The organism is Streptomyces sp. NPDC030995 (assembly GCF_055571215.1).
Genome location: NZ_JBVIFS010000021.1, coordinates 1 through 20,212 on the forward strand (window position 1 = coordinate 1; position 20,212 = coordinate 20,212).

A 20,212-nucleotide genomic window follows, 5' to 3' on the forward strand; every position below is an offset into this window, starting at 1 on the left:
CCCCGGCACGGCACCTCGCCGCGTTGTCGGACCGCGCTGGTACGTCCAGTACGAGCCGCGGTCCTCCGCCTTGCGATGTACCGCACCGGACGCCGTGCCCCGGCAAACCTTTCCGGTCACAGCACTAGAGGCTGCCCCGCGGATCCGCCCCGAACCGACCTCCGCCGCCCCCTCCTCTCCGGCGGCGGATCGGAGTAGGGTCCGGCGGCATGGAAGAGTTGCGCGTGGCCGCGATCGCCAGCCTGGCCCCGCTCGAGGACCTGGACGCCGACCCCTTCGCCGTGGACACCCGCAGCCAGCACGCCATGTGCGCGCGCTGGGCCGCCGACCGGGGGTACGTCGTGACGAGGCAGCTGCTCGTCTACGGGCTGCGCGCCGACCACTGCGGGCTCTGGTCCGACATCGACGCCGGGCAGGTCGATCTCTTCGTCGCCGCCAACCACCGGGTGCTGGCCCGCGCACTGCGCTCCGTCGAGGAGTTCACCGCCGAGTGCGAGCGGCGCGGCGTACGGCTGGAGACCGCCGGGGGCGTCGAGCCCCGGTACACCTCCGCGATGAAGGCCGAGGTGCACCGCCGGCTGTCCATGCCGACCGCCGGCTACGACGGCACCTGACCAGCCCCCCCCGCGCACCTCCGTGCGCCGTCCTCGTGGCCCGACCGCTCGATCCGGGCTGTGCGAGCCTGGATGGCGGGGCGGGCCCATGGAAGGTGGCGCAGTGCGGCGGGGACGGTGGCGGAGCGCGGGCAGCGCGCTGGTGCGGGTGATCCTCGTGTGGGCGGTGTCCACCCTCACGATGCTCGCCCTGGCCGGGATCCTGCCGGACTTCAGCCTCCAGTCCGACGCGGGCGACGGCAAAGGCGACAGCATCACGCAGATCGGGCTGACCGCCGCCTGGGGCGCCGGGGCCTTCGGCCTGCTCAGCGCGCTGGTCTGGCCCGTGCTCGTACGGGCCCTGCTGCTGGTGCCCGCCCTGGTGCTCGGACTGCTCGTCTTCTTCCTGAACGGCTCGCTCCTGCTGATCGCGCTCAGCCTGATCCCGACCGGGCGGGGCGCGGCGGCCCCCGAGACCGCGGTGGTCGTGGCCGCCGTGATGTCGGCCGTGGCCTCGGCGACCTCCACCGCGCTCGCGGTCCGCGACGACGACGCGTACCGGCGCCGCCTCTACCGGCTCGCCGACCGGCGCCGCCGCAGGCAGCGCGGGGCGGGCACGCCCGGTTCCGGCGAGGGCGCGCCCGGGCTGGTCTTCCTCCAGCTCGACGGGGTCGGGTACGAGGTGCTGCGCCACGCGTGCGGCAGCGGGCTGATGCCGACCGTCGCCGGCTGGCTGGACCGCAGCCACCGCGTCACGTCCTGGCGTACGGACTGGTCGAGCCAGACCGGCGCCAGCCAGCTCGGCATCCTGCACGGCTCCAACTTCGACGTGCCCGCCTTCCGCTGGTACGAGAAGGACACCGGCGAGGTGATGGTCTGCAACCGGCCCACCAGCGCCGCCGAGCTCCAGCGGCGCGCCGCCCTGCGCACCGGTGACGCCGGACTGCTCACGCTCGACGGGGCCAGCCGGGGCAACCTGTTCAGCGGGGGCGCCGACCAACTGGCGCTCGTCCTCTCGGTCTCGGCCCGGCGGGGCCGGGCGAACCGGTCCCGCGCGGGCTACTTCGCATACTTTTCCGACCCGGCCAACGCCGTTCGCACGGCCCTGTCCTTCACCGCCGACGCGGTCCGGGAGATAGGCCAGTCACTGCGGGCGCGGATCCGCGGGGACCGGCCGCGGGTGGCGCGCGGCGGGCTGTACCCGCTGATCCGGGCGTTCGCGACCGTCGTCGAACGGGACGTGGTCGTGGCCGCGGTGATCGGCGACATGCTCGCCGGGCGCGCCGCGGTCTACGCCGACCTGGTCGCCTACGACGAGGTCGCGCACCACTCGGGCCCGCGCGGCCGGGACACCGACCAGGTGCTGGAGCGCCTCGACCGGAGCCTCGCGCTGATCGCCCGGGTCGCCGAGCACGCGCCGCGGGAGTACCGGATCGTGCTGCTCTCCGACCACGGCCAGAGCCCGGGGGAGACCTTCCTCGGCCGGTACGGGCTCACCCTGAAGGACCTGGTCCGGGCGGGCTGCGGGCTGCCGGTCTCCCGCCGAGCCGGACGCACCCACAGCGGCGCCGAGGCCCGGGCCGCCGTCCTCGCGGCCCTGCACCGGCCGGTGGAGGAGGGCGAGGAGGCCCACCCGGGGCCGGGCTCCGACCCCGTGGTGCTCGCCTCCGGCAACCTCGGGCTGATCTCCTTCCCGGACGTGCCGGGCCGGGCCTCGCGCGAGCGGATCGAGCGCGCGCACCCCGCCCTGCTGGCGACCCTGGCCAACCACCCGGGCGTGGGCTTCCTGCTGGTGGACGGGGTGGTGCTGGGCCCGGGCGGGGCGGTGGCCCGCCTGGACGTCCCCGGCGAGGCGGAGGAACTGCTGGCGCCCTTCGGTCCCGGCGCGGCCGAGGCCGTCCGCCGGACCGACGGCTTCCCGCACGTGGCCGACATAATGGTGAACTCGGCCTACGACCCGGAGACGGGCGCGGTGCACGCCTTCGAGGAGCAGATCGGCTCGCACGGCGGCATGGGCGGGGAGCAGGGGCATCCGTTCCTGATGTGGCCCGCGGAGCTGTCGGAGCCGGAGGCCGAACTGGTCGGCGCGGAGGCGGTGCACGGGGTACTGCGCCGCTGGCTGAGCGAGGCGTACGGGCCCCAGGTGCCGGTGGGCGTGCGGCCGGATCCGGAGCCGTCCGCGCGACGGGGCCCGAGGCCGGGCGCCGGGACGGTGGAGGATCCCCGGCCGGACGGGGTCACCGGCGGAATACTTCCCTCCACAGGGGTGTCCGCGCCGGACGAAATCCGCTGATTTTGCGCCGCTCGCACGGTGGTCGACCATGTGTCGACCTGCCCAGCATGTGAGACAACCCGAGGCGCACCACCGATGACCAGCACCGCAGCCCCGCCCACCGAGACTCCCAGGACCGCGGAGCCCCGACCGCAGGGCGGCCGCTTCGGGCTGCCCGTCGCGACCTGCCTGGTCATGGGCAACATCATCGGCGGTGGAATCTTCCTCCTCCCCGCCTCGGTGGCCCCCTTCGGCACCATCAGCCTCGTGGCCTTCGCCGTGCTCACCGCCGGCGCGATCGCCCTCGCCCTCGTCTTCGGCCGCCTCGCCCAACGGCACCCGCAGACCGGCGGCCCGTACGTCTACGCCCGCGCCGCCTTCGGCGACTTCGCCGGCTTCCTCGCCGCCTGGAGCTACTGGATCACCACCTGGGTCTCCAATGCGGCGCTCGCCGTCGCGGCCGTCGGCTACCTCACCGTGCTCTTCCCGGCCATCGGCGGGCACACGTGGTCCATGTGCCTGGCCGCCCTCGCCGTGCAGTGGCTCCCGGCGCTCGCCAACCTGGCCGGCACCCGGTACGTCGGGGCCGTCCAACTGGTTTCCACCGTCCTGAAGTTCGCCCCGCTGCTGCTCGTCGCCGTGGGCGGGCTCTGCTTCTTCGACCCGGCCAACCTCGGCCCCTTCCAGGCCACCGACCAGAGCGCGGTCGGAGCGGTCTCCGCCTCGGCCGCGATCCTGCTCTTCAGCTACCTCGGCGTCGAGTCCGCGGCCGTCAGCGCGGGCGAGGTCCGCGACCCGGCCCGCAACGTCGGCCGGGCTACGATCCTGGGCACCGCGGGCGCCGCCACCGTGTACCTGCTCGGCACCCTCGCCGTCTTCGGCCTGGTCCCGCACCAGAAGCTGGTCTCCTCGCAGGCCCCCTTCTCCGACGCCGTCAACGTCATGTTTTCCTCGGATGGAGGGGCCGGCGGTACCTGGGGCGGCACGCTCGTCGCCTGCGCCGCCGTGATCTCGATGGTCGGCGCGCTCAACGGCTGGACCCTGCTCAGTGCGCAGACCCCGTACGCCGCGGCCAAGGACGGGCTCTTCCCGAAGGTCTTCGCGGCGAAGCGGCGCGGCGTCCCGGTGGCCGGCGTGGTCGTCACCGTGGTTCTGGCCTCGGCGCTGACCGTCTACAACTCGGCGTTCCCCGGTGCGGGGGCCGGCTCGCAGGGACTCTTCGAGATCCTGGTCCTGGTCACCACCTTCACGGCGACCGTCCCGTACCTGCTCTCCACCGCCGCGCAGATCTACTTCCTCGCCTCGGGCCGCTCCGAGCGGGTCGACCGCGGCCGCCTGGCGCGCGACGCCACCCTCGCCTGCCTGGCCTTCGCCTTCTCGATGTGGCTGGTCGCCGGCTCCGGCTACGCGGCCGTCTACCAGGGCGTGCTCTTCCTCTTCGCGGGCGTCCTCGGATACGCCGTGATGGCCGGGAAGAGGCACCGCGCGGCCGTTCCACCTGCGGGGTAGCGTGGAATGAGAGGACAGCCAGGGGGGCTCTAAGGGGTCGCCATGTCCGCGATCAGAAACACCATCGACATCGACCGCAGGCCCGAGGACGTCTACTCCTACATCACGGACCCCACGCACCTGCCGGAGTGGCAGGACAGCGCGGTCTCCGCCGTTCCCATGGGCGATCTCCCCGTCCACGTCGGTTCGCGGGTCGTCGTCACCCGGCAGATCGGCAAGCGGAGGGTCCCCACGACCATGGAGTTCACGGAGCTCGACCCGCCGAGGAGCTGGCACATCCACGGCGTCGACGGGCCGGTCCGCCCCGAGGTGCAGGGCACCATCGAACCCCTCGACGGCGGGACCCGTTCACGCGTCACCCTCTCCGTCGACTTCGAGGGCCACGGCATGGGCAGGGCGCTGGTCCCCCTCGCGGTCAAGCCCATGGTCCGCAAGGAGATGCCGCGGAGCGAGGAGAAGCTGAAGCACCTGCTGGAGGCCTGACCGCCCGCCGGAAAACCGGATGCCGCGGGTCGTGCGGTGCGCCCACACTGGGCTGCACCACACGACCCGATCATGAGGACCACCACCCGTGCAGGCAGCCGTCACCGTCACCCCCGCCCAGATCCCCGAACTGCTCCTCGGCCTCGCCACGGTGCGGCCCGTGTTCCTCTGGGGGGCTCCCGGTATCGGCAAGTCCTCGCTCGTACGGAAGTTCGCCGACTCGCTCGGCCTGGAATGCGTCAGCCTCCTCGGCACGCAGCTCGCCCCCGAGGACCTGATCGGCGTCCCGCAGATCCGTGACGGCCGGTCCGTCTTCTGCCCGCCGGAGGCCATCGCCCGCGACGAGCCGTACTGCCTCTTCCTCGACGAGCTCAACGCGGCGAGCCCGGACGTCCAGAAGGCCTTCTACTCGCTGATCCTCGACCGCCGGATCGGCTCCTACGAGCTGCCCGCGGGCTCCATCGTGATCGGCGCGGGCAACCGCGCCACGGACAACGCGCTGGCCCGGCCCATCGCCTCGGCCCTCGTGAACCGCCTCACCCACGTGCACCTGACGGCCTCCGCGCAGGACTGGCTGGTCTGGGCCGGCGAGCACGGCATCCACCCCTGGATCACCGACTACCTCACCGACCGCCCCGACCACCTCTGGTCGCAGCCGCCCAAGACCGAGGAGCCCTTCTCCACGCCGCGCTCCTGGCACATGCTCTCCGACGCCCTCCACTCCTTCGGGGCCGGAACGGGAACCGGAACCGGAAGCGGAAGCGGCAGTGGACTGGACGAGCAGACCCTGAAGGTGATCGCGCACGGCACGCTCACCCCCGCGCACGCCGTCTCCTTCTGCGGCTACGCCAAGATCGTCCGCCACTCCTTCGGGATCGAGGCGATCATGAAGGGGGACGCGCACTGGCCGCGCCGCCCGGAGGACCGGGACCTGCTGTACTACCTGGCCGACGCCTTCCGGGGACGTCTGGTCAAGGAACTGCCCGCCGACAAGACCCATGTCTCGCCCGTCCTGCGCGAGACCGCGTACCGGGCCCAATCGCTGCTCGTGCAGCTCGCCGAAATATCCGTCGAGGTCGCCCAGACCGTCATCGCCGACGACGCCGACGGTCTGCCGGTCCTGCCCGGCTGGTTCCTGATCGAGGCCGCCCGCGACATGCCCCGCCTCGTCGCGGCCCGCCGGTGAGCGGGTCGCGCTCCCGCGCGGGGAACCGGCCTGCCCTGGCTGCGCCTGCCCTGACTGCGCCTGGCGGGACCGTGTCCGGCGGGATCGCCGTATGAGCCGCAGCGCGCGTGGCAAGAACGCCAAGCCCGATCTCGCCGCCCAGGCCTTCGCCGAGGGGCTCGCCCTGGTCAAGCAGAACCCGGCGCTCGCCGCGCTCAACGCCAAGATCTGCCGCGAAACCGGATGCGCGGCCACCCCCGCAGGGGGACTGGTCGCGGTCACGTCCAACGGCACCCTCCACGTCCACCCCACCAAGCGGGCCGACCCCCGGGAATGGGCCTGGGCGATCGCCCACGCCCTGCTCCACCTCGGCTTCGGCCACGTCCCGGCCGCCAAGGAGGACGACCGCCCCCAGCCCGACCGCTTCGACCTCGCCGCCCGCTGCGCCGTCGTCAACCGCTTCCTGCTGACCTTCCCCGTCGGCCGCGCCCCGGACCACCTCCCGGCCGAGTACCCCGGCGGGGACGAGGAACTGCTCGCCGCCCGCTGGCGCCGCGACGGCATCCCGCCCGCCTACGAGAACTGCGGCACCGCCGGGAACCACCCCGACCAGGTCCTGGTCGGCTGGCGGACCCTGACCAGCGCCGTCCCCGACTGGGAGACCGCCTTCGCGCACGCCCTCACCCGGGCCGTCTCCGCCACCATGGCCGCGGCCGGCGGCCACGAGGGCCGCACACCGCGCCCGTGGGACCGCGCGCTCAACTGGTTCGTCTCCTCGTACCCGCTGCTCGGCGGCCTCGCCGCCGGACTGAAGATCGTCGCCGACGCCGAGCTGGCCCGCGCCCAGAACATCTCCATCGCCGCCGTCAGCGCCACCGCCGGGGAGATCTACATCAACCCGCTGCGCACCTTCGACGACGAGGAGTGGCGGTTCATCCTGGCGCACGAGATGCTGCACGCCGCCCTGCGCCACGGCGAGCGCCGCGGCGCCCGCGACCCGTACCTGCACAACGTCGCCGCCGACTACGTCGTCAACGGCTGGCTGGTGGAGATGCGGATCGGCAGCATGCCGGAGGGCCTGCTGTACGACCCGTCGCTCCAGGGGCTCTCGGCCGAGGAGGTCTACGACCGGATCGCCACCGACCTGCGCCGCGTGCGGCGGCTCGCGACCCTGCGCGGGAAGGGCGCCGGGGACATCCTGGGCGAGCCGCTCGCGCACGGCGCGCAGCGCCCGTACACGGACCTCGACGAGTTCTACCGGCGCGGCCTGGTCCAGGGCTTCGACCTGCACGAGGCGGGGGAGCGCGGCCTGCTGCCCGCCGGGCTGATCCAGGAGATCCGGGCCCTGGCCCACCCGCCCGTGCCGTGGGACGCGGCGCTCGCCCGCTGGTTCGACGAGTACGTGCCGCGGCCGGTGGCCGTACGGTCCTACGCGCGCCCGGCCCGCCGACAGGCCTCCACCCCGGACATCCCGCGCGCGGGCCGGTACTTCCCGCCCGAGGAGGTGGCCCGCTGCACCTTCGGCGTGGTCCTCGACACCTCGGGCTCGATGAACGCCGCCCTGCTCGGCAAGGCGCTGGGCGCGATCGCCTCGTACGCGGAAGCCCGCGACGTACCGGCGGCACGCGTCATCTTCTGCGACGCGGCGCCGTACGACGCGGGCTATCTGCCCCCGACCGAAATCGCGGGCCGGGTGAAGATCCGGGGCCGCGGCGGCACCGTCCTGCAAACGGGCATCGACCTGCTGCACCGGGCGGAGGACTTCCCGCCCGACGCCCCGGCCCTGGTGATCACGGACGGCTGGTGCGACACCCTGCGGATCCGGCGCGAACACGCCTACCTGGTTCCGCAGGGCGCCTCCCTGCCGTTCACGCCACGAGGGCCGGTCTTTCGACTGGCTTAGTCGAGGTAGTCGCGCAGCACCTGCGAACGCGACGGGTGGCGCAGCTTCGACATGGTCTTGGACTCGATCTGGCGGATGCGCTCACGGGTGACCCCGTACACGCGGCCGATCTCGTCCAGGGTCTTCGGCTGGCCGTCGTTGAGGCCGTAGCGCATGGAGACCACGCCCGCCTCGCGCTCCGAGAGCGTGCCCAGGATCGACTGGAGCTGCTCCTGGAGGAAGGTGAAGGAGACCGCGTCCGCGGGCACGACCGCCTCGGAGTCCTCGATGAGGTCACCGAACTCGCTGTCGCCCTCCTCACCCAGGGGGGTGTGCAGGGAGATCGGCTCGCGGCCGTACTTCTGGACCTCGATGACCTTCTCGGGGGTCATGTCGAGTTCCTTGCCCAGCTCCTCCGGGGTGGGCTCGCGGCCCAGGTCCTGGAGCATCTGGCGCTGCACGCGGGCGAGCTTGTTGATGATCTCGACCATGTGCACCGGGATGCGGATGGTGCGCGACTGGTCGGCCATGGCACGCGTGATCGCCTGGCGGATCCACCAGGTCGCGTACGTGGAGAACTTGAAGCCCTTGGTGTAGTCGAACTTCTCCACGGCGCGGATCAGGCCGACGTTGCCCTCCTGGATCAGGTCCAGGAAGAGCATGCCGCGGCCGGTGTAGCGCTTGGCGAGGGAGACCACGAGGCGGAGGTTGGCCTCCAGCAGGTGGTTCTTCGCGCGGCGGCCGTCCTCGACCAGGATCTCCAGCTCGCGCTTGAAGGCGGGCTTGTGGTCCTCCTCCTCTTCGAGCTTGTACTCGGAGAACAGGCCCGCCTCGATGCGCTTGGCGAGCTCCACCTCCTGCTCGGCGTTGAGGAGCGGAACCTTGCCGATGAGCTTGAGGTAGTCCTTGACGGGGTCGGCGGTGGCGCCGGCCACCATGACCGTCTGCGCCGGGGCGTCGTCCTCGTCGTCGTCGGACAGGACGAAGCCCTGGGTGCCGCCGGCCTTGGGGGCCTCTTCCTCGGCCTCGTCGACGAGGTCCTCGGCTGCCCAGTCCTCGCCCTCGGCCGCGGGGGTCTCACCCTCGTCGGCGTCCTTGGCGCTGGTCTTCTTCGCCGCGGCGGTCTTCTTCACCGCGGTCTTCTTGGCGGCGGTCTTCTTGACCGTGCGCTTCTTCGGCTCGGCGGCGGCCTCCGCCGACGCCTCGTCCTCGATGGCGGCGGCCGGCGAAGCGGATATCGCCGTGGCCGTGGCCGTGGCGGCCGAGGTCTTGCGCGCGCCGATGGGGCGCGGCGCGGCGGGGGCCTTCTTGGCCACGGTGCGGGCCGGGGCGGCGGCAGCCTTGCGGGGCTTCTTGGCGGCAGCCTTGGTGGCGGGGGCCGCGCTGACGTGAAGGGCGACACCCTCCTCGTCCAGGACCTGGTTCAGGCTGCGCAGGACCCGCTTCCACTGGTCCACCGGGATGCGGCCGGCCTCGAAGGCCTGGCGCACGTCGTCACCGTTGATGTGACCCTGCTCGCGGCCGCGCTCGACGAGCGCGACGAGGGCCTCCGATTCGGCGATCTCCGGAGGGAACGTACGGGACGGGCTGAGCGACACAAGGAGCCTCTCGTTGCGAACAGATAAGGGGTGAGCGGGACATCATCGCGCGAACTTGGGAAACAGACCCGAGGGGGGTCTCTATTCCGGGCCGCGCGAGGACGCCTGTCGGTTCATCGCATGCCCGAGTCGATTCGTTACGCGCTGAATTGAGTGACCTGCGCCACGCTGTGGCCACGCAACCCGATCCGGCCCGGATCCGTCCGCCCTCGCCGTCAGCCCGTTTTGCGGGCTTCGATGAGGAAGCGGGCGGTGTGCGCGACGAACGGGCCTTCGCGTTCGATCCGTTCGTGCAGCTCCCGCAATCGATCCCGGTACTGCCCGACCGTGAAGCCGGGCACCATCCAGATCACCTTCCTGAGAAAGTAGATCACGGCTCCGATGTCATGGAACTCCGTCCGCAGTCGCTCGGAGCGCAGATCGACGACTTCGAGGCCCGCCCCGGTGGCAGCGGCGACCGCGTCGTCGGGGTGCCGGCCGCGCCGGACCTCCTCCGGCTGCGGGCCGAGGAAATACTCTACGATCTCGAAGACGCTCGCCGGACCCACCTGCTGCGAGAGGTAGGTGCCGCCCGGAGTCAGCACCCGCGCGATCTCCTCCCACCAGATGGTCACCGGATGCCGGCTGGCGACCAGCTCGAAGGCCTCGTCGCCGAAGGGCAGCGGCGGCTCGTCGGAGTCCGCGACCACCACCGCGCCCAGCGGGTGCAGCAGCCGGGTCGCCTTCTCGATGTTGGGCGGCCAGGACTCGGTGGCCGCCATCAGCGGCGGCAGCGGCCCGGAACCGGCGAGGACCTCGCCGCCACCGGTCTGGATGTCCAGCGCGGACCGGACCCGGGCCAGGCGCTCCGCCAGCAGCCGCTGGTAGCCCCACGAGGGACGCTGCTCGGTGGCCCGGCCGTCGAGCCAGGAGAAGTCCCAGCCGTCCACGGAGACGGACTCGGCCTCGGCGACAAGATGGTCGAAAGTACGCGTCATGCATTGATCGTCCCAGGTCGGGCACCGGTCAACCACCGGATTGGTCGACTACAGTGGTCGGCGGGCCGTGACTGGCGTTCGGGTGGATCACCACCGGGGAGCGGCCCGGCGTACTCCGGTACGTCGATTGCCGCGCGCCTGGGCGAACCGCGAACCGCGATCCGCAGCGACGTTCAGGAGACCCCGTGACGACTGCCCAGACTGCCACTGCCTCTGCCCAGCTGATGGACGGCACCGCCCTCGCCCGCCGCATCTCGGAGCAGACCGCCGCCTACGCGGCGAAGATCACCGAGCGCACCGGCACCGCGCCCTGCCTCGCGACCGTGCTGGTCGGCGAGGACCCCGCCTCCGTGACCTACGTCCGGATGAAGCAGAACCGCTGCGCCAAGGCCGGGATCACCTCCCGCCACGTGGAGCTGCCGGCCGAGACCACCACCGAGGAACTGGTGGCCACGCTCACCGCGCTCTCCGAGGACCCGGAGATCAGCGGCATCCTGCTCCAGCACCCCGTCCCGCACCACATCGACGAGCGCGCCGCCTTCGAGGCCATCGCCCCCGGCAAGGACGTCGACGGGGTCACCATGCACTCCTTCGCCGCCATGGGCTTCGGGCTGCCGGGCTTCGTCTCCTGCACCCCCGGCGGCATCATGCGCCTGCTCGCCGCCTACGACGTGGACCTCACCGGCAAGCACGCCGTGGTCGTCGGCCGCAGCGCGATCCTGGGCAAGCCGGCCGGGATGCTGCTGCTGGAGCAGAACGCCACCGTCACCTACTGCCACTCCCGTACCGTCGACCTCCCCTCGATCGTGCGCCAGGCCGACGTGCTGGTGGCGGCCGTGGGCAAGGCCGAGTTCATCCGGGGCGAGGACATCAAGCCGGGCGCGGTGGTCCTGGACGCCGGCTACAACGAGGGCAACGTCGGCGACGTCCACTTCGAGTCGGCCGCCGCCCGCGCCTCGCTGATCACCCCGGTACCGGGCGGCGTCGGCCCGATGACCATCGCCGTCCTGCTGGAGCAGACCGTCCAGGCGGCCGCCGCGCAGGCCGGGCTGGAGCTGTCCGACCTGGTCTGAGCCGACCGGGTCCGAGCCGACCGGGTCCGAGCCGACCTGGTCTGAGCCGACCGGGTCCGAGCCGACCTGGTCTGAGCCGGCCTGGCCTGAGCCGGCCTGGCCTGAGCCGACCTGATCCGCATCGACCGACGCAGCACGAACGCCCCGGACCCCACGGTCAGGGGCGTTCGTGCTGCGTCGTCCGTCACAGGGCCCGGCTGACGGGGTTGGCCGGGCCGACCCCGTCGCCCTCCTGGTCCAGCCCGGCGATCCTGCGTTCGGCGGCGGTGAGCGGCGGCGCCTTGAGGGCGCCCTCGCCGGACGCGCGTAGCACGTGCCAGATCACCGACGGGCGCAGCCAGTGGGCGGGCGAGGTGCTCATGGTGAGGACCTTGAACAGGGCGGCGGTGAGCGCCTCCTCGGTGGTGGCGCCCGTCATCAGGCGGTTGACGTAGGCGTTGAGCAGTCCGGCGCCGGCCCGCGGCTTCATGCCGGTGGCCCCGGGATAGAGGATGTCCTGCGAGGTGGCGAGGTCCCAGGCGATGGCCACCTGCGGGGCGATCGCGCGCTGTGCCTCGCGGCCGATCGCGGGGTGGGCGAGCCCCTTGGCCCGGAGCAGGTGGCGGACGGCCAGCAGCCCCTTGGCCGCGACCGTCATGCCCTGCCCGTACAGCGGGTTGAAGGTGGCCACCGAGTCGCCGACCGCGAAGAACCCGTCGGGCAGGTCGGCCTTCTCGAAGTAGACCCGCCGGTTGGCGGTGCCCTGGGTGACGGCGACGTCCGTGAGGGGCTTCTTCCCCTCCAGCAGCTCGCCGACGATCGGATCCCGGACGCCCTTGGCGAAGGGAATGAACCGGTCGGGGTCGCCGGTCGGCTGGCCGCCGCGGGTGCCGGACAGGGTGGCCTGCCACTGGCCGTTCTCGATCGGCACGATGGTGGCCGTCTGCCCGGGAACGGGCACGCGCGGGTCGGACTGCACGTTGATGATGGGGAAGCCCGACTCGTGGGCGCCGGCCGGGGCCTCGAAGATCCTGGTCGCGTAGACGAGCCCGGAGTCGACCTCGGCCTGCCGGATACCGCTCACCCCCAGCTCCTGGAGCCAGGTCCGGGCCCGGGAACCGCGCCCGCTCGCGTCGACCACGAGGTCGGCGGTCACCAGCCTGCCCTGTTCGTCCGGGGTGTCGACGCGGACGCCTATGACCCGGGCCGCGGTGCCCTCCAGGCCCCGGACCCGGCTCCGCTGGAGGGTGGAGACCCCCTTCAGGGCGGTCACCCGGGCGCGGACCACCGAGTCGAGGAGGTCGCGGCTGCACGAGATGTTGAACTGCTTCTCCCCGCAGCGCGGGATCCAGCCCTGGGCGGTCTTGGTGACCAGGTCCGTGGGCAGGCTGCGGCGGATGGCTCCGGCGGCCGTCCAGTCCTCGGTGATGCCGGGCAGTATCTGCTCGATGGCGCGTGCCCCGCCGGACCACAGGAGGTGGGTGTGCCGGGCCTGCGGGAGTCCACGCCGCGGCGCCGGGCCCTCGGGCAGCGGGTCCGCGTCGATGATCGTGACCGTCGTGTGCTCGGCGAGGACGGCGGCCGCGAGGAGGCCGGCCAGGCTGCCGCCGATGACGACGGCGTGGCGGGGCGGTGAAGACTGGGTCATCGTGTGGTGCTCTCTGTCAGGGCCGTGCAAAGGCATCGGCGGAGGAAGTGCGTCGGCGGGGAGGTGCTGGTCACGTGCGGTGACTCATGGAGCGTTCCCCTCCCCGGTCTCCGCCGGACGGCCCAGCTGGCCCTCCCGCGCGAGCAGGTCGTCCAGGTGGTCGGCGAGCGACTTCCAGCCCCGCGGGGAGAGCCGGCCGGCCCGCGTGACGATGCTCCGTACGTCGTGCGAGCGCATCACGGCCAGCATCGGGTTCTCCTGTTCCCGCTCCGCGGACTCCAGTTCGCGGGCGATCCCGGTGAGGGTGGTGGCCAGGGCCTCGGTGTCGTCGGCCAGCAGGAAGCCGCCTTCGACGCCGTAGAAGCGCTGGATCCCGGCGGCCGCGGCGAGGTTCGGCAGGCCCTCGCCCTGGGCGAGGCGGGTCAGCGACTGCCCGGACGCGTCGAAGGACTTGGCGATGGCGGCGAGGGAATGGGGCTGCCCGTCCTCCCGCGGGCGGGTGCGGCGCAGGTGCTCGAACCGCTGGCGCACCTGTTCCCTCAGCGGGAGGCGGGGCGGTCTGCCGTCGAGGGTGAGCCGGATGGCCTGCGGGGTGATGCCGGTGAGGTACGAGAGGTGCTCCAGGTCGTCCGCGCCCTGAGCGCCGGCCGCGCCCGCCGCGCCCGCCGCGCCCGCCGCGCCCTCCGCGCCCTCCGCACCGTCCTTGCCGTCCGAGGCGAGGGCGAGGGCCCGTGCCACCGCGCTCTGGTGGTCGGCGAGGAGGAAGCCGGCGTATACGCCGAAGAACCGCTGTACGCCCGCCGCGTGGCCCAGCCGCGGCAGTCCGGCGCCGGCGTTGAGGGGGCCGAGAGAGGCGCCAGGTGCGTCGAAGTCGGAGGCGATGGCGGCCAGCGGCCACTCCCGGCCGTGTTTGTCGCGGCGGGTGGCGCGCAAGCGCAGGAAGCGTTCGTGCACGCGCCGCTCCAGCGGCACTTCGGCAGCGCGGCCCGCCACCACCGCGGGTATGCGGGCGGGTTCCACTCCGGACAGGTGGCTCAGCCGCTCCGGCGCCAGTACGTCGGCCGGGTCCTGGCCGCGCCGCTCGGACAGCTCCTCCACGCGCCGCCAGATCGCGGCGAGGTCGGGTCGGGCGGCGGCTCGCACCGGCGGATTCTCCAGATTCTCCATAAGTCGACAAGACGTTCGAGTGGGCTGGGCTGCGTGAAGCGTAACCGCCCGCCCTCTGCCGAACCAGCGGAAACCCAACGTTTCCTGCCGTTCACCTCAAAGAACGTTGGCATGACCCCGGAGGTAATCGACCCCGCCGCAGCCGCCCGGCAAGGTGGGGGCATCGGGTTCCGGGGGCGCGCACTCGGCTCCGGAACCCGGGTCCCACCAGCGCATTCGACCCTCGACGGAGGCTGATCCGCCATGTCCGCAACCCTGCTCGGCACCCTCGCCCGCACCTCGGCGCCGCAGACCATGCTGCGCCGGTTCCTCGCCCTCGACTCCGTGGTCACCACCGGGAACGGGCTCGCGTACGTCGCCTTCTCGGCCCCGTTGGGGCGGCTGCTCGGGGTCGGCCAGGACGTGCTGCTGGAACTGGGCCTCTTCCTGACCGTGTTCGGCGCCGGGGTCGGCTGGCTCGCCTCGCGCCGCCGGCCGCCGGCCCTCCCCGTGAAGTTCGTCATCGAGGCGAACTACCTCTGGGCGGCGCTCAGTCTGGTGTCCCTGCTGGTCTGGTTCGCGCCCACCACCGCCGGCCTGCTGTGGATTCCGATGCAGGCCGTCACCGTGGCCTCGTTCGCCCTGCTCCAGCAGCTCGCCCTGCGCTCAGTCGCCGAGTGAGCGCAGGTACTTCACCGTCGCCGGGTCGGCCGGGAGGAAGGTCTCGATGGCCAGCTCGGCGACGGTCACGTCCATGGGCGTGTTGAAGGTCGCGATCGACGACACGAAGGACAGCACGTGGCCGTCGTGCTCGATGAGGAGCGGAAGCGCGATGTACGCAGCGGGCTCGTCCGGTTCGCCGTCGCCCGGGCGCTCGGCGACCGGGTAGGCGGAGACCTCCTCGTACAGCACGCGCAGCGGCTCGGACCGGGCCAGCGCGATCTGCCGCTCCATCTGGGCCAGCAGGTGCCCCCGCCACTCCCGCAGGTTGAGGATCTTCGGCGCCAGGCCCTCGGGGTGCAGGGTGAGCCGCATGGCGTTCAGCGGCGGAACCAGCAGGTGCTCCGGCAGCCCGTCCAGCAGCATCGCGATGCCCGTGTTGGCGGCGACGACGTCGTACGTGGCGTCCACCACCAGCGCCGGGTAGGGCTCGTACCCGGTCAGCAGCCGCTGGATGCCCTCGCGCAGCGTCTCCATCGACGGGTCGTCCAGGGCCGTCTGCGCGTAGTGCGGGGCGTAACCCGCCGCCAGGAGCAGGGCGTTGCGCTCCCGTACCGGTACGTCGAGACGGTCGGCGAGCCGCAGCACCATCTCCTCGCTCGGCCGGGACCGCCCGGTCTCGATGAAGCTGATGTGCCGGGACGAGGAGTCGGCGCGGCCCGCCAGTTCCAGCTGGCTGATACCGCGCCGCTCCCGCCACGTGCGGAGCAGGGAGCCGACCGTGGGCGTCGTGGTGGTCATGCTCACGACGGTAGCCGAGCGTGTCCCACCGGGTCAGCCCAGGTCGAAGACGTTCCGCAGGCCGAGACGGTAGCGCCACGCGTCGTGCCGCTTGACGGACTCCAGCTCCGGCGCCCGGTACATCGGCCGGACCGCGCACCGCGCCAGGCCGGAACCGTCCCGGTCCAGCAGGGAGTTGACTGCGGCACGGGCCGAGGCGTTCGCGCCCTCCATCGTCGCCAGGTCGATGTCCACCGACACGTAGTCCCCGCTGAGGAAGAAGTTCGGGATGCGGGTGCCCGCACTGGGCCGGTTGTGGAAGGTGCCGACCGGGTGGATCAGCAACTCGTCCTGATTGGTGGGGTGCGGGGTCCCCAGGCCGTCCACGCCCGGGTCGAGGAACCAGGAATGCAGCTTGGAGTCGCTCAGCAGGGTCTTCCCGGTGTCGTTCAGGGAGGCCTTCAGCTGCGCCCACACCTCGCGCGCCACCTCTTCGCGCGTGCACTGCTTGGCCGTCTTCCCGTAGAGGATCCCGGGCTTGTCCCACTCCGAGATGTCCACCGACAGGCAGTCGACCGCCGTGCCGTCCCCGTAGTCGGCGGGGAAGTTCCGGGACGGCCAGTGCTCGGCCTGCTGGATCGCCGTCAACGACCAAGGGGAGTCGATGCAGTTGAGGTGGCCGTGCACCAGCGGGGCCCGCTCGGTCAGATAGAACTGGATGCCGGTCATCCAGTCGGTCTCCAGCTTGTCGCAGCGCCCCAGCATCGGATCGGCCGCGCGCAGCCCCGCGCTCCAGGTCCGGCGGGCGTGCTCCACGGGCAGCGCGCTCACGTAGTGGTCGGCGACGACGGTCTGCCGGGCGCCGTCCGGGCCATCGACGGCCACCCCGCTCACGCGGCCGCTCCCGTACTGCACCTCCCGTACGGTCCACCCGATCCTGAACTCCACGCCGAGGGACCGCAGATGGGCCTCCCACGGGTCGATCCAGGCCTCGTTGGTCGGCAGGTTGAGGATCCGGTCCGGCGGGCCGTCCGCCCCGCGTCCCAGCAGGTTGAAGACGAAGGCCTCGCCGAGGGTGCCGACCGTACGGGTGGAGGCCTCCTCGGCCTTGGTCGCCACGATGTTGCGGGTGATGCCGACGGCGAGGATGCGCTGGTACTCGTTCGACATCTGCTCCGCGCGCACGAAGTCCCACCAAGGGGTCCGCTCCCAGACCTCGCCCCGCCGCTCGTCGCAGCTGGTGAGGAAGACCAGCACGCGGTCGACGAAGTACGCCGTCTCGTGCAGCGGAAGCCGGACCAGTGACTGCAGGATGCCGGTGAGGGCCCGCCGCAGCTCGTCGGGCGTGAGCTCGGCGGGGGAGTGGTCGGGCCAGGGGATGGGCCCGCGCAGGTCCTCGCGCCCGGCCGCCCGCGCGAACATCATCTCGCGCGGGGCGACGAGGTTGTCCCACACCCCGTTGGCGTTCCCGGGGAAGGGGATGCGCCGCATCGTGTCGGGCAGGTTGTGGTAGATGCCGGGGATGAAGCGGAAGCCGTGCTCGGCCGGGAGCGGCCTGCGGCCGCCGCGGGCGCTGCCGGGCACGTCCATGCTGCGGGCCTTGCCGCCGAGCGCCCGGCGCTCGTACACGGTGACGGCGTAGCCGCGCTCGGCGAGTTCGTGCGCCGCGGTCAGCCCGGCCACCCCGCCGCCGAGGACGGCGACGCGGCGGCCGTTCGGCGGCGTCGCGGTGGTGGCCGCCGCCGCCGGGGTGGTCACGGCCGCCGACAACGCGCCGGCGGCGGCCGCCGCACTCGCGCCCGCGATGAACGTACGCCTGGAACTGCCTGTGCTGGCCATTGCGAATGCCCCCTCGTTACCGCTGGTAACAGTCACGTTCGGCGCAGGAGCATATGGGGGGCGCGGTGGGCGCGGAAGGACACTGAAGTACCCGAGTGCACTATGGCGCGAAAGGGTCGCTCCGGCGTGCACTGTGGGAACCTTGACACCACGTCACGGGGAAAGGGAGCCGCTGCATGCCGAGTGAGCCGCTGTCACAGAAGGAGATCGAGGACCGGCTGAGGGAACTCCCCGGCTGGGCCTTCGAGGACGACCGGATCTTCCGCACCTACCGGCTGGGCACGCACTTCGCCGCGAGCGCCCTCGTCGTCCACATCGCCACCGTCCAGGAGGAGTTGAACCACCACTCGGACCTGACGCTCGGCTACAACACGGTCCGGCTCTCCGTGAACAGCCACGACGCGGGCGGTGTGGTGACGGAGAACGACTTCGCGCTCGCCGAACGCGTCGAAGCCCTCGCCCCGGCGCACGGCGCGAGCTGATGACCACGCACATACCGGGGTGCAAGCCCCTGCTCGACTACGACGCGGAGGCCGAGGCCTACGACGCCACCCGCGGCGGCGCCCCGCGGGCCGGGGCGGCGGCCGAGGCGGTCCTCGGGCTGCTCCCGGTCCACGTGCGCACCCTCCTCGACCTCGGCTGCGGCACGGGCATCGTCACCACCCGGCTGACCCGCCCCGGCCTGCACGTCCTCGGCGCGGACGCCTCCCACGGCATGGCCGCGATGGCCCTGCGGCGTGGTGTCCCCGTGGCCCTCGCCGACGCGACCCGGCTGCCGGTGCGCCCGGGCTCGCTGGACGCGGTGAGCGCGGTGTGGCTGCTGCACCTGCTGCGCGGGCCGGGACTGGTGCCCGCGGTCATCGCCGAGGCCGCACGGGTGCTGCGGCCGGGCGGGGTCTTCGTCACCACCGTGGACAAGGACTCCGCGCACGACGTCGGCAGCGACATCGACGCCGTCTTCGCCGCGCACCTGACCCCGACCCCCTCGGACGCCTCCGGGGAGGTCGAGGGGTACGCGGCGCGGGCGGGCCTGCGCCCGGCCGGCGAGGCCCATTTCACGGGCCACGGTCAGGGCCGCAGCCCACGCGGCTCAGCCGAGGCGCTCCTGGCGGGACAGTACGCCTCCCGCGTGGTCCCGCGCGGCATCACCGCGCAGCAGCTGGCGGCCCGGCTGGAGCTGCTGCCCGACCAGGACGTCCCGCGCGCGGAGCCGACGTACCGCGTACGGAGCTTCGTACGCGTCTGACCTGCGCGGCGCGGCGGTGCGCGGCGCGTGCGGCTCCGCTACGCCGGCTCCAGGCGCCACCACTGGGACGGGGAATCGGTGTCCTCGCCCTGCCGGGCCCGGCCCTCCTCGTCGGCCTCCAGCGGCAGGCCGCTGATGCACGCGATCAGGGACACCACCCCGGGATCGTCGAGGTGTTCCTCGACGATCCACTCCTGCGCGCCGAACGCGTTGGCCCGCCACACCTGCACCCGGGCGCCGCTGTCCGTGGAGGCGTTCGCCACGTCGAGGCGCCGCTCGTTGTCCTCGCTCACCACGTGGAAGATCCCGCCGCCGCTGTGCACCGGCGAGATCCGCCACCGGCGGGCGGCCTCCGGCGCGGGCGGCCCGTCGGGGCCGACCCGCACCCGGGAGGCGCCCTCCAGCTGGAGCACCAGCCCGCTGTCCACGTTGCGGATCCGGTAAAGGCCCTCGGGAAGGTTCATCCGGCCAGCCACCCTCAGACGTCGAAGACGGCCGGGTCCGGCCCGATCCGGCGGCCCGCAGCGCCCGCGCCCAGGGCGTCCAGCGCGGCGATGTCGGCGGCGTCCAGCTCGAAGCCGAAGACGTCCAGGTTCTCCCGGATGCGGGCGGGGGTCACGGACTTCGGGATCACGATGTTCCCGTGCTGGAGGTGCCAGCGCAGCACCACCTGCGCGGCGCTGCGGCCGTGCTTGGCGGCGATCGCGTCGACGGCCGGCAGGGTGAGGAGTTCCTTGCCCTGGCCGAGCGGGGACCAGGCCTCGGTGGCGATCCCGCGCGCGGCGTGCTCGGCGCGCAGCTCGGCCTGCGGGAAGAGCGGGTGCAGCTCGACCTGGTTCACGGCCGGCACCAGCGCGCTCGTCTCGGCGAGCCGCTCCAGGTCCGCCGGGCGGAAGTTCGACACGCCGACGGCCTTGGCGCGGCCGCTCGCGGCGATCTCCTCGAAGGTCTGCCAGATGGAGACGAAGTCGTCGCGCATCGGGCGCGGCCAGTGGATCAGGTACAGGTCGACGTGGTCGAGGCCCAGCTTGGCCAGGGAGCTGTCGAAGGCGCGCAGCACCTGGTCGCGGCCCCAGCGCTGCTTCGGGCCGTTCCACAGCTTGGTGGTGACGAACAGCTCCTCGCGGGCCAGCCCGGAGGCGGCGACGGCCTTGCCGGTGCCGGCCTCGTTGCCGTAGACGGCGGCCGTGTCGATGCTGCGGTAACCGGCCTCCAGCGCGGTCCCGACGGCGTGCTCCGCCTCCGCGTCCGGAACCTGCCAGACGCCGAAGCCCAGCTGGGGCATGAGCGTGCCGTTGTTGAGCTTGATGGTGGGGACCTGGTTCACGTCTGGTCGTTTCCTCGCGTCGGTGCGTCGGCGGT

The 20,212-nt window shown here is 72.7% G+C and carries 18 protein-coding genes and 1 riboswitch; of the genes, 10 read left to right on the forward strand and 8 right to left on the reverse strand.

The window, feature by feature from the left end; genetic code table 11:
• Nucleotides 1–209: 209 nt before the first annotated feature.
• The 6 genes from ACZ45T_RS26900 to ACZ45T_RS26925 all read left to right on the forward strand — a co-directional run bounded on the left by ACZ45T_RS26900 (nt 210) and on the right by ACZ45T_RS26925 (nt 7,925).
• The gene (locus ACZ45T_RS26900) at nt 210–614 is read left to right on the forward strand and encodes a hypothetical protein (RefSeq protein WP_468445596.1); all 405 of its coding nucleotides are present in this window, start codon (nt 210–212) and stop codon (nt 612–614) included.
• Between the two features lie 88 nt (nt 615–702).
• On the forward strand, nt 703–2,886 hold the full coding sequence (locus ACZ45T_RS26905) for a phage holin family protein (protein WP_468445598.1): 2,184 nt from the start codon (nt 703–705) through the stop codon (nt 2,884–2,886).
• 75 nt (nt 2,887–2,961) lie between these two features.
• Entirely contained in the window at nt 2,962–4,374 is a 1,413-nt protein-coding gene (locus ACZ45T_RS26910; protein WP_468445600.1) for an amino acid permease, read from the forward strand.
• Nucleotides 4,375–4,416: 42 nt separating this feature from the next.
• Nucleotides 4,417–4,857 (forward strand): SRPBCC family protein, encoded by a 441-nt coding sequence (locus tag ACZ45T_RS26915; protein ID WP_468445602.1) that lies wholly within the window; start codon nt 4,417–4,419, stop codon nt 4,855–4,857.
• An 88-nt stretch (nt 4,858–4,945) separates the two neighbouring features.
• The gene (locus ACZ45T_RS26920) at nt 4,946–6,043 is read left to right on the forward strand and encodes an ATP-binding protein (protein WP_468445604.1); all 1,098 of its coding nucleotides are present in this window, start codon (nt 4,946–4,948) and stop codon (nt 6,041–6,043) included.
• 91 nt (nt 6,044–6,134) lie between these two features.
• Nucleotides 6,135–7,925 (forward strand): vWA domain-containing protein, encoded by a 1,791-nt coding sequence (locus ACZ45T_RS26925; RefSeq protein ID WP_468445606.1) that lies wholly within the window; start codon nt 6,135–6,137, stop codon nt 7,923–7,925.
• On the opposite strand, the gene ACZ45T_RS26930 is transcribed toward ACZ45T_RS26925, so the two are convergent.
• Together ACZ45T_RS26930 and ACZ45T_RS26935 are read right to left on the reverse strand one after the other, a co-directional pair.
• The gene (locus tag ACZ45T_RS26930) at nt 7,922–9,502 is read right to left on the reverse strand and encodes an RNA polymerase sigma factor (protein ID WP_468445608.1); all 1,581 of its coding nucleotides are present in this window, start codon (nt 9,500–9,502) and stop codon (nt 7,922–7,924) included. The two genes, ACZ45T_RS26925 and ACZ45T_RS26930, sit on opposite strands and share 4 nt — an antisense overlap.
• Nucleotides 9,503–9,717: 215 nt before the next feature.
• A complete protein-coding gene (locus tag ACZ45T_RS26935) occupies nt 9,718–10,479 on the reverse strand; it encodes a methyltransferase domain-containing protein (RefSeq protein ID WP_468445610.1) in 762 nt (253 codons plus the stop codon).
• A 57-nt stretch (nt 10,480–10,536) separates the two neighbouring features.
• A riboswitch (ZMP/ZTP riboswitch) is annotated at nt 10,537–10,630 on the forward strand.
• 73 nt (nt 10,631–10,703) lie between these two features.
• Here ACZ45T_RS26935 and ACZ45T_RS26940 point away from each other — a divergent pair.
• Nucleotides 10,704–11,552, forward strand: coding sequence for a bifunctional 5,10-methylenetetrahydrofolate dehydrogenase/5,10-methenyltetrahydrofolate cyclohydrolase (locus ACZ45T_RS26940; protein ID WP_468445797.1), 849 nt, complete (start codon nt 10,704–10,706; stop codon nt 11,550–11,552).
• A 184-nt stretch (nt 11,553–11,736) separates the two neighbouring features.
• Here the strand turns inward: ACZ45T_RS26940 and ACZ45T_RS26945 are convergent, their stop codons facing one another.
• Together ACZ45T_RS26945 and ACZ45T_RS26950 are read right to left on the reverse strand one after the other, a co-directional pair.
• The gene (locus tag ACZ45T_RS26945; protein ID WP_468445612.1) at nt 11,737–13,179 is read right to left on the reverse strand and encodes an NAD(P)/FAD-dependent oxidoreductase; all 1,443 of its coding nucleotides are present in this window, start codon (nt 13,177–13,179) and stop codon (nt 11,737–11,739) included.
• A gap of 84 nt (nt 13,180–13,263) precedes the next feature.
• Nucleotides 13,264–14,322, reverse strand: a complete 1,059-nt coding sequence (locus ACZ45T_RS26950; RefSeq protein ID WP_468445614.1) for a hypothetical protein — start codon at nt 14,320–14,322, stop codon at nt 13,264–13,266.
• A 267-nt stretch (nt 14,323–14,589) separates the two neighbouring features.
• Here ACZ45T_RS26950 and ACZ45T_RS26955 point away from each other — a divergent pair, with 267 nt between their 5' ends.
• Nucleotides 14,590–15,006: a hypothetical protein gene (locus ACZ45T_RS26955; protein WP_468445616.1), complete on the forward strand. Its 417-nt coding sequence runs from the start codon at nt 14,590–14,592 to the stop codon at nt 15,004–15,006.
• Here ACZ45T_RS26955 and ACZ45T_RS26960 read toward each other — a convergent pair.
• Nucleotides 14,992–15,786, reverse strand: coding sequence for a helix-turn-helix domain-containing protein (locus ACZ45T_RS26960; RefSeq protein ID WP_468445618.1), 795 nt, complete (start codon nt 15,784–15,786; stop codon nt 14,992–14,994). The genes ACZ45T_RS26955 and ACZ45T_RS26960 overlap by 15 nt on opposite strands.
• Nucleotides 15,787–15,819: 33 nt before the next feature.
• Nucleotides 15,820–17,604, reverse strand: coding sequence for a hydroxysqualene dehydroxylase (locus ACZ45T_RS26965; protein WP_468445620.1), 1,785 nt, complete (start codon nt 17,602–17,604; stop codon nt 15,820–15,822).
• Between the two features lie 176 nt (nt 17,605–17,780).
• On the opposite strand from ACZ45T_RS26965, the gene ACZ45T_RS26970 reads away from it, so the two are divergent.
• Nucleotides 17,781–18,086, forward strand: a complete 306-nt coding sequence (locus ACZ45T_RS26970) for a 4a-hydroxytetrahydrobiopterin dehydratase (protein ID WP_468445622.1) — start codon at nt 17,781–17,783, stop codon at nt 18,084–18,086.
• Nucleotides 18,087–18,115: 29 nt separating this feature from the next.
• Entirely contained in the window at nt 18,116–18,850 is a 735-nt protein-coding gene (locus ACZ45T_RS26975; RefSeq protein ID WP_468445799.1) for a class I SAM-dependent methyltransferase, read from the forward strand.
• A gap of 38 nt (nt 18,851–18,888) precedes the next feature.
• Here the strand turns inward: ACZ45T_RS26975 and ACZ45T_RS26980 are convergent, their stop codons facing one another.
• Together ACZ45T_RS26980 and ACZ45T_RS26985 are read right to left on the reverse strand one after the other, a co-directional pair.
• Nucleotides 18,889–19,314 carry an RICIN domain-containing protein gene (locus ACZ45T_RS26980; RefSeq protein WP_468445624.1) on the reverse strand — a complete coding sequence of 142 codons (426 nt, stop codon included), beginning with the start codon at nt 19,312–19,314 and terminating at the stop codon, nt 18,889–18,891.
• Nucleotides 19,315–19,328: 14 nt separating this feature from the next.
• A complete protein-coding gene (locus tag ACZ45T_RS26985; protein WP_468445626.1) occupies nt 19,329–20,177 on the reverse strand; it encodes an aldo/keto reductase in 849 nt (282 codons plus the stop codon).
• Nucleotides 20,178–20,212: the final 35 nt, after the last annotated feature.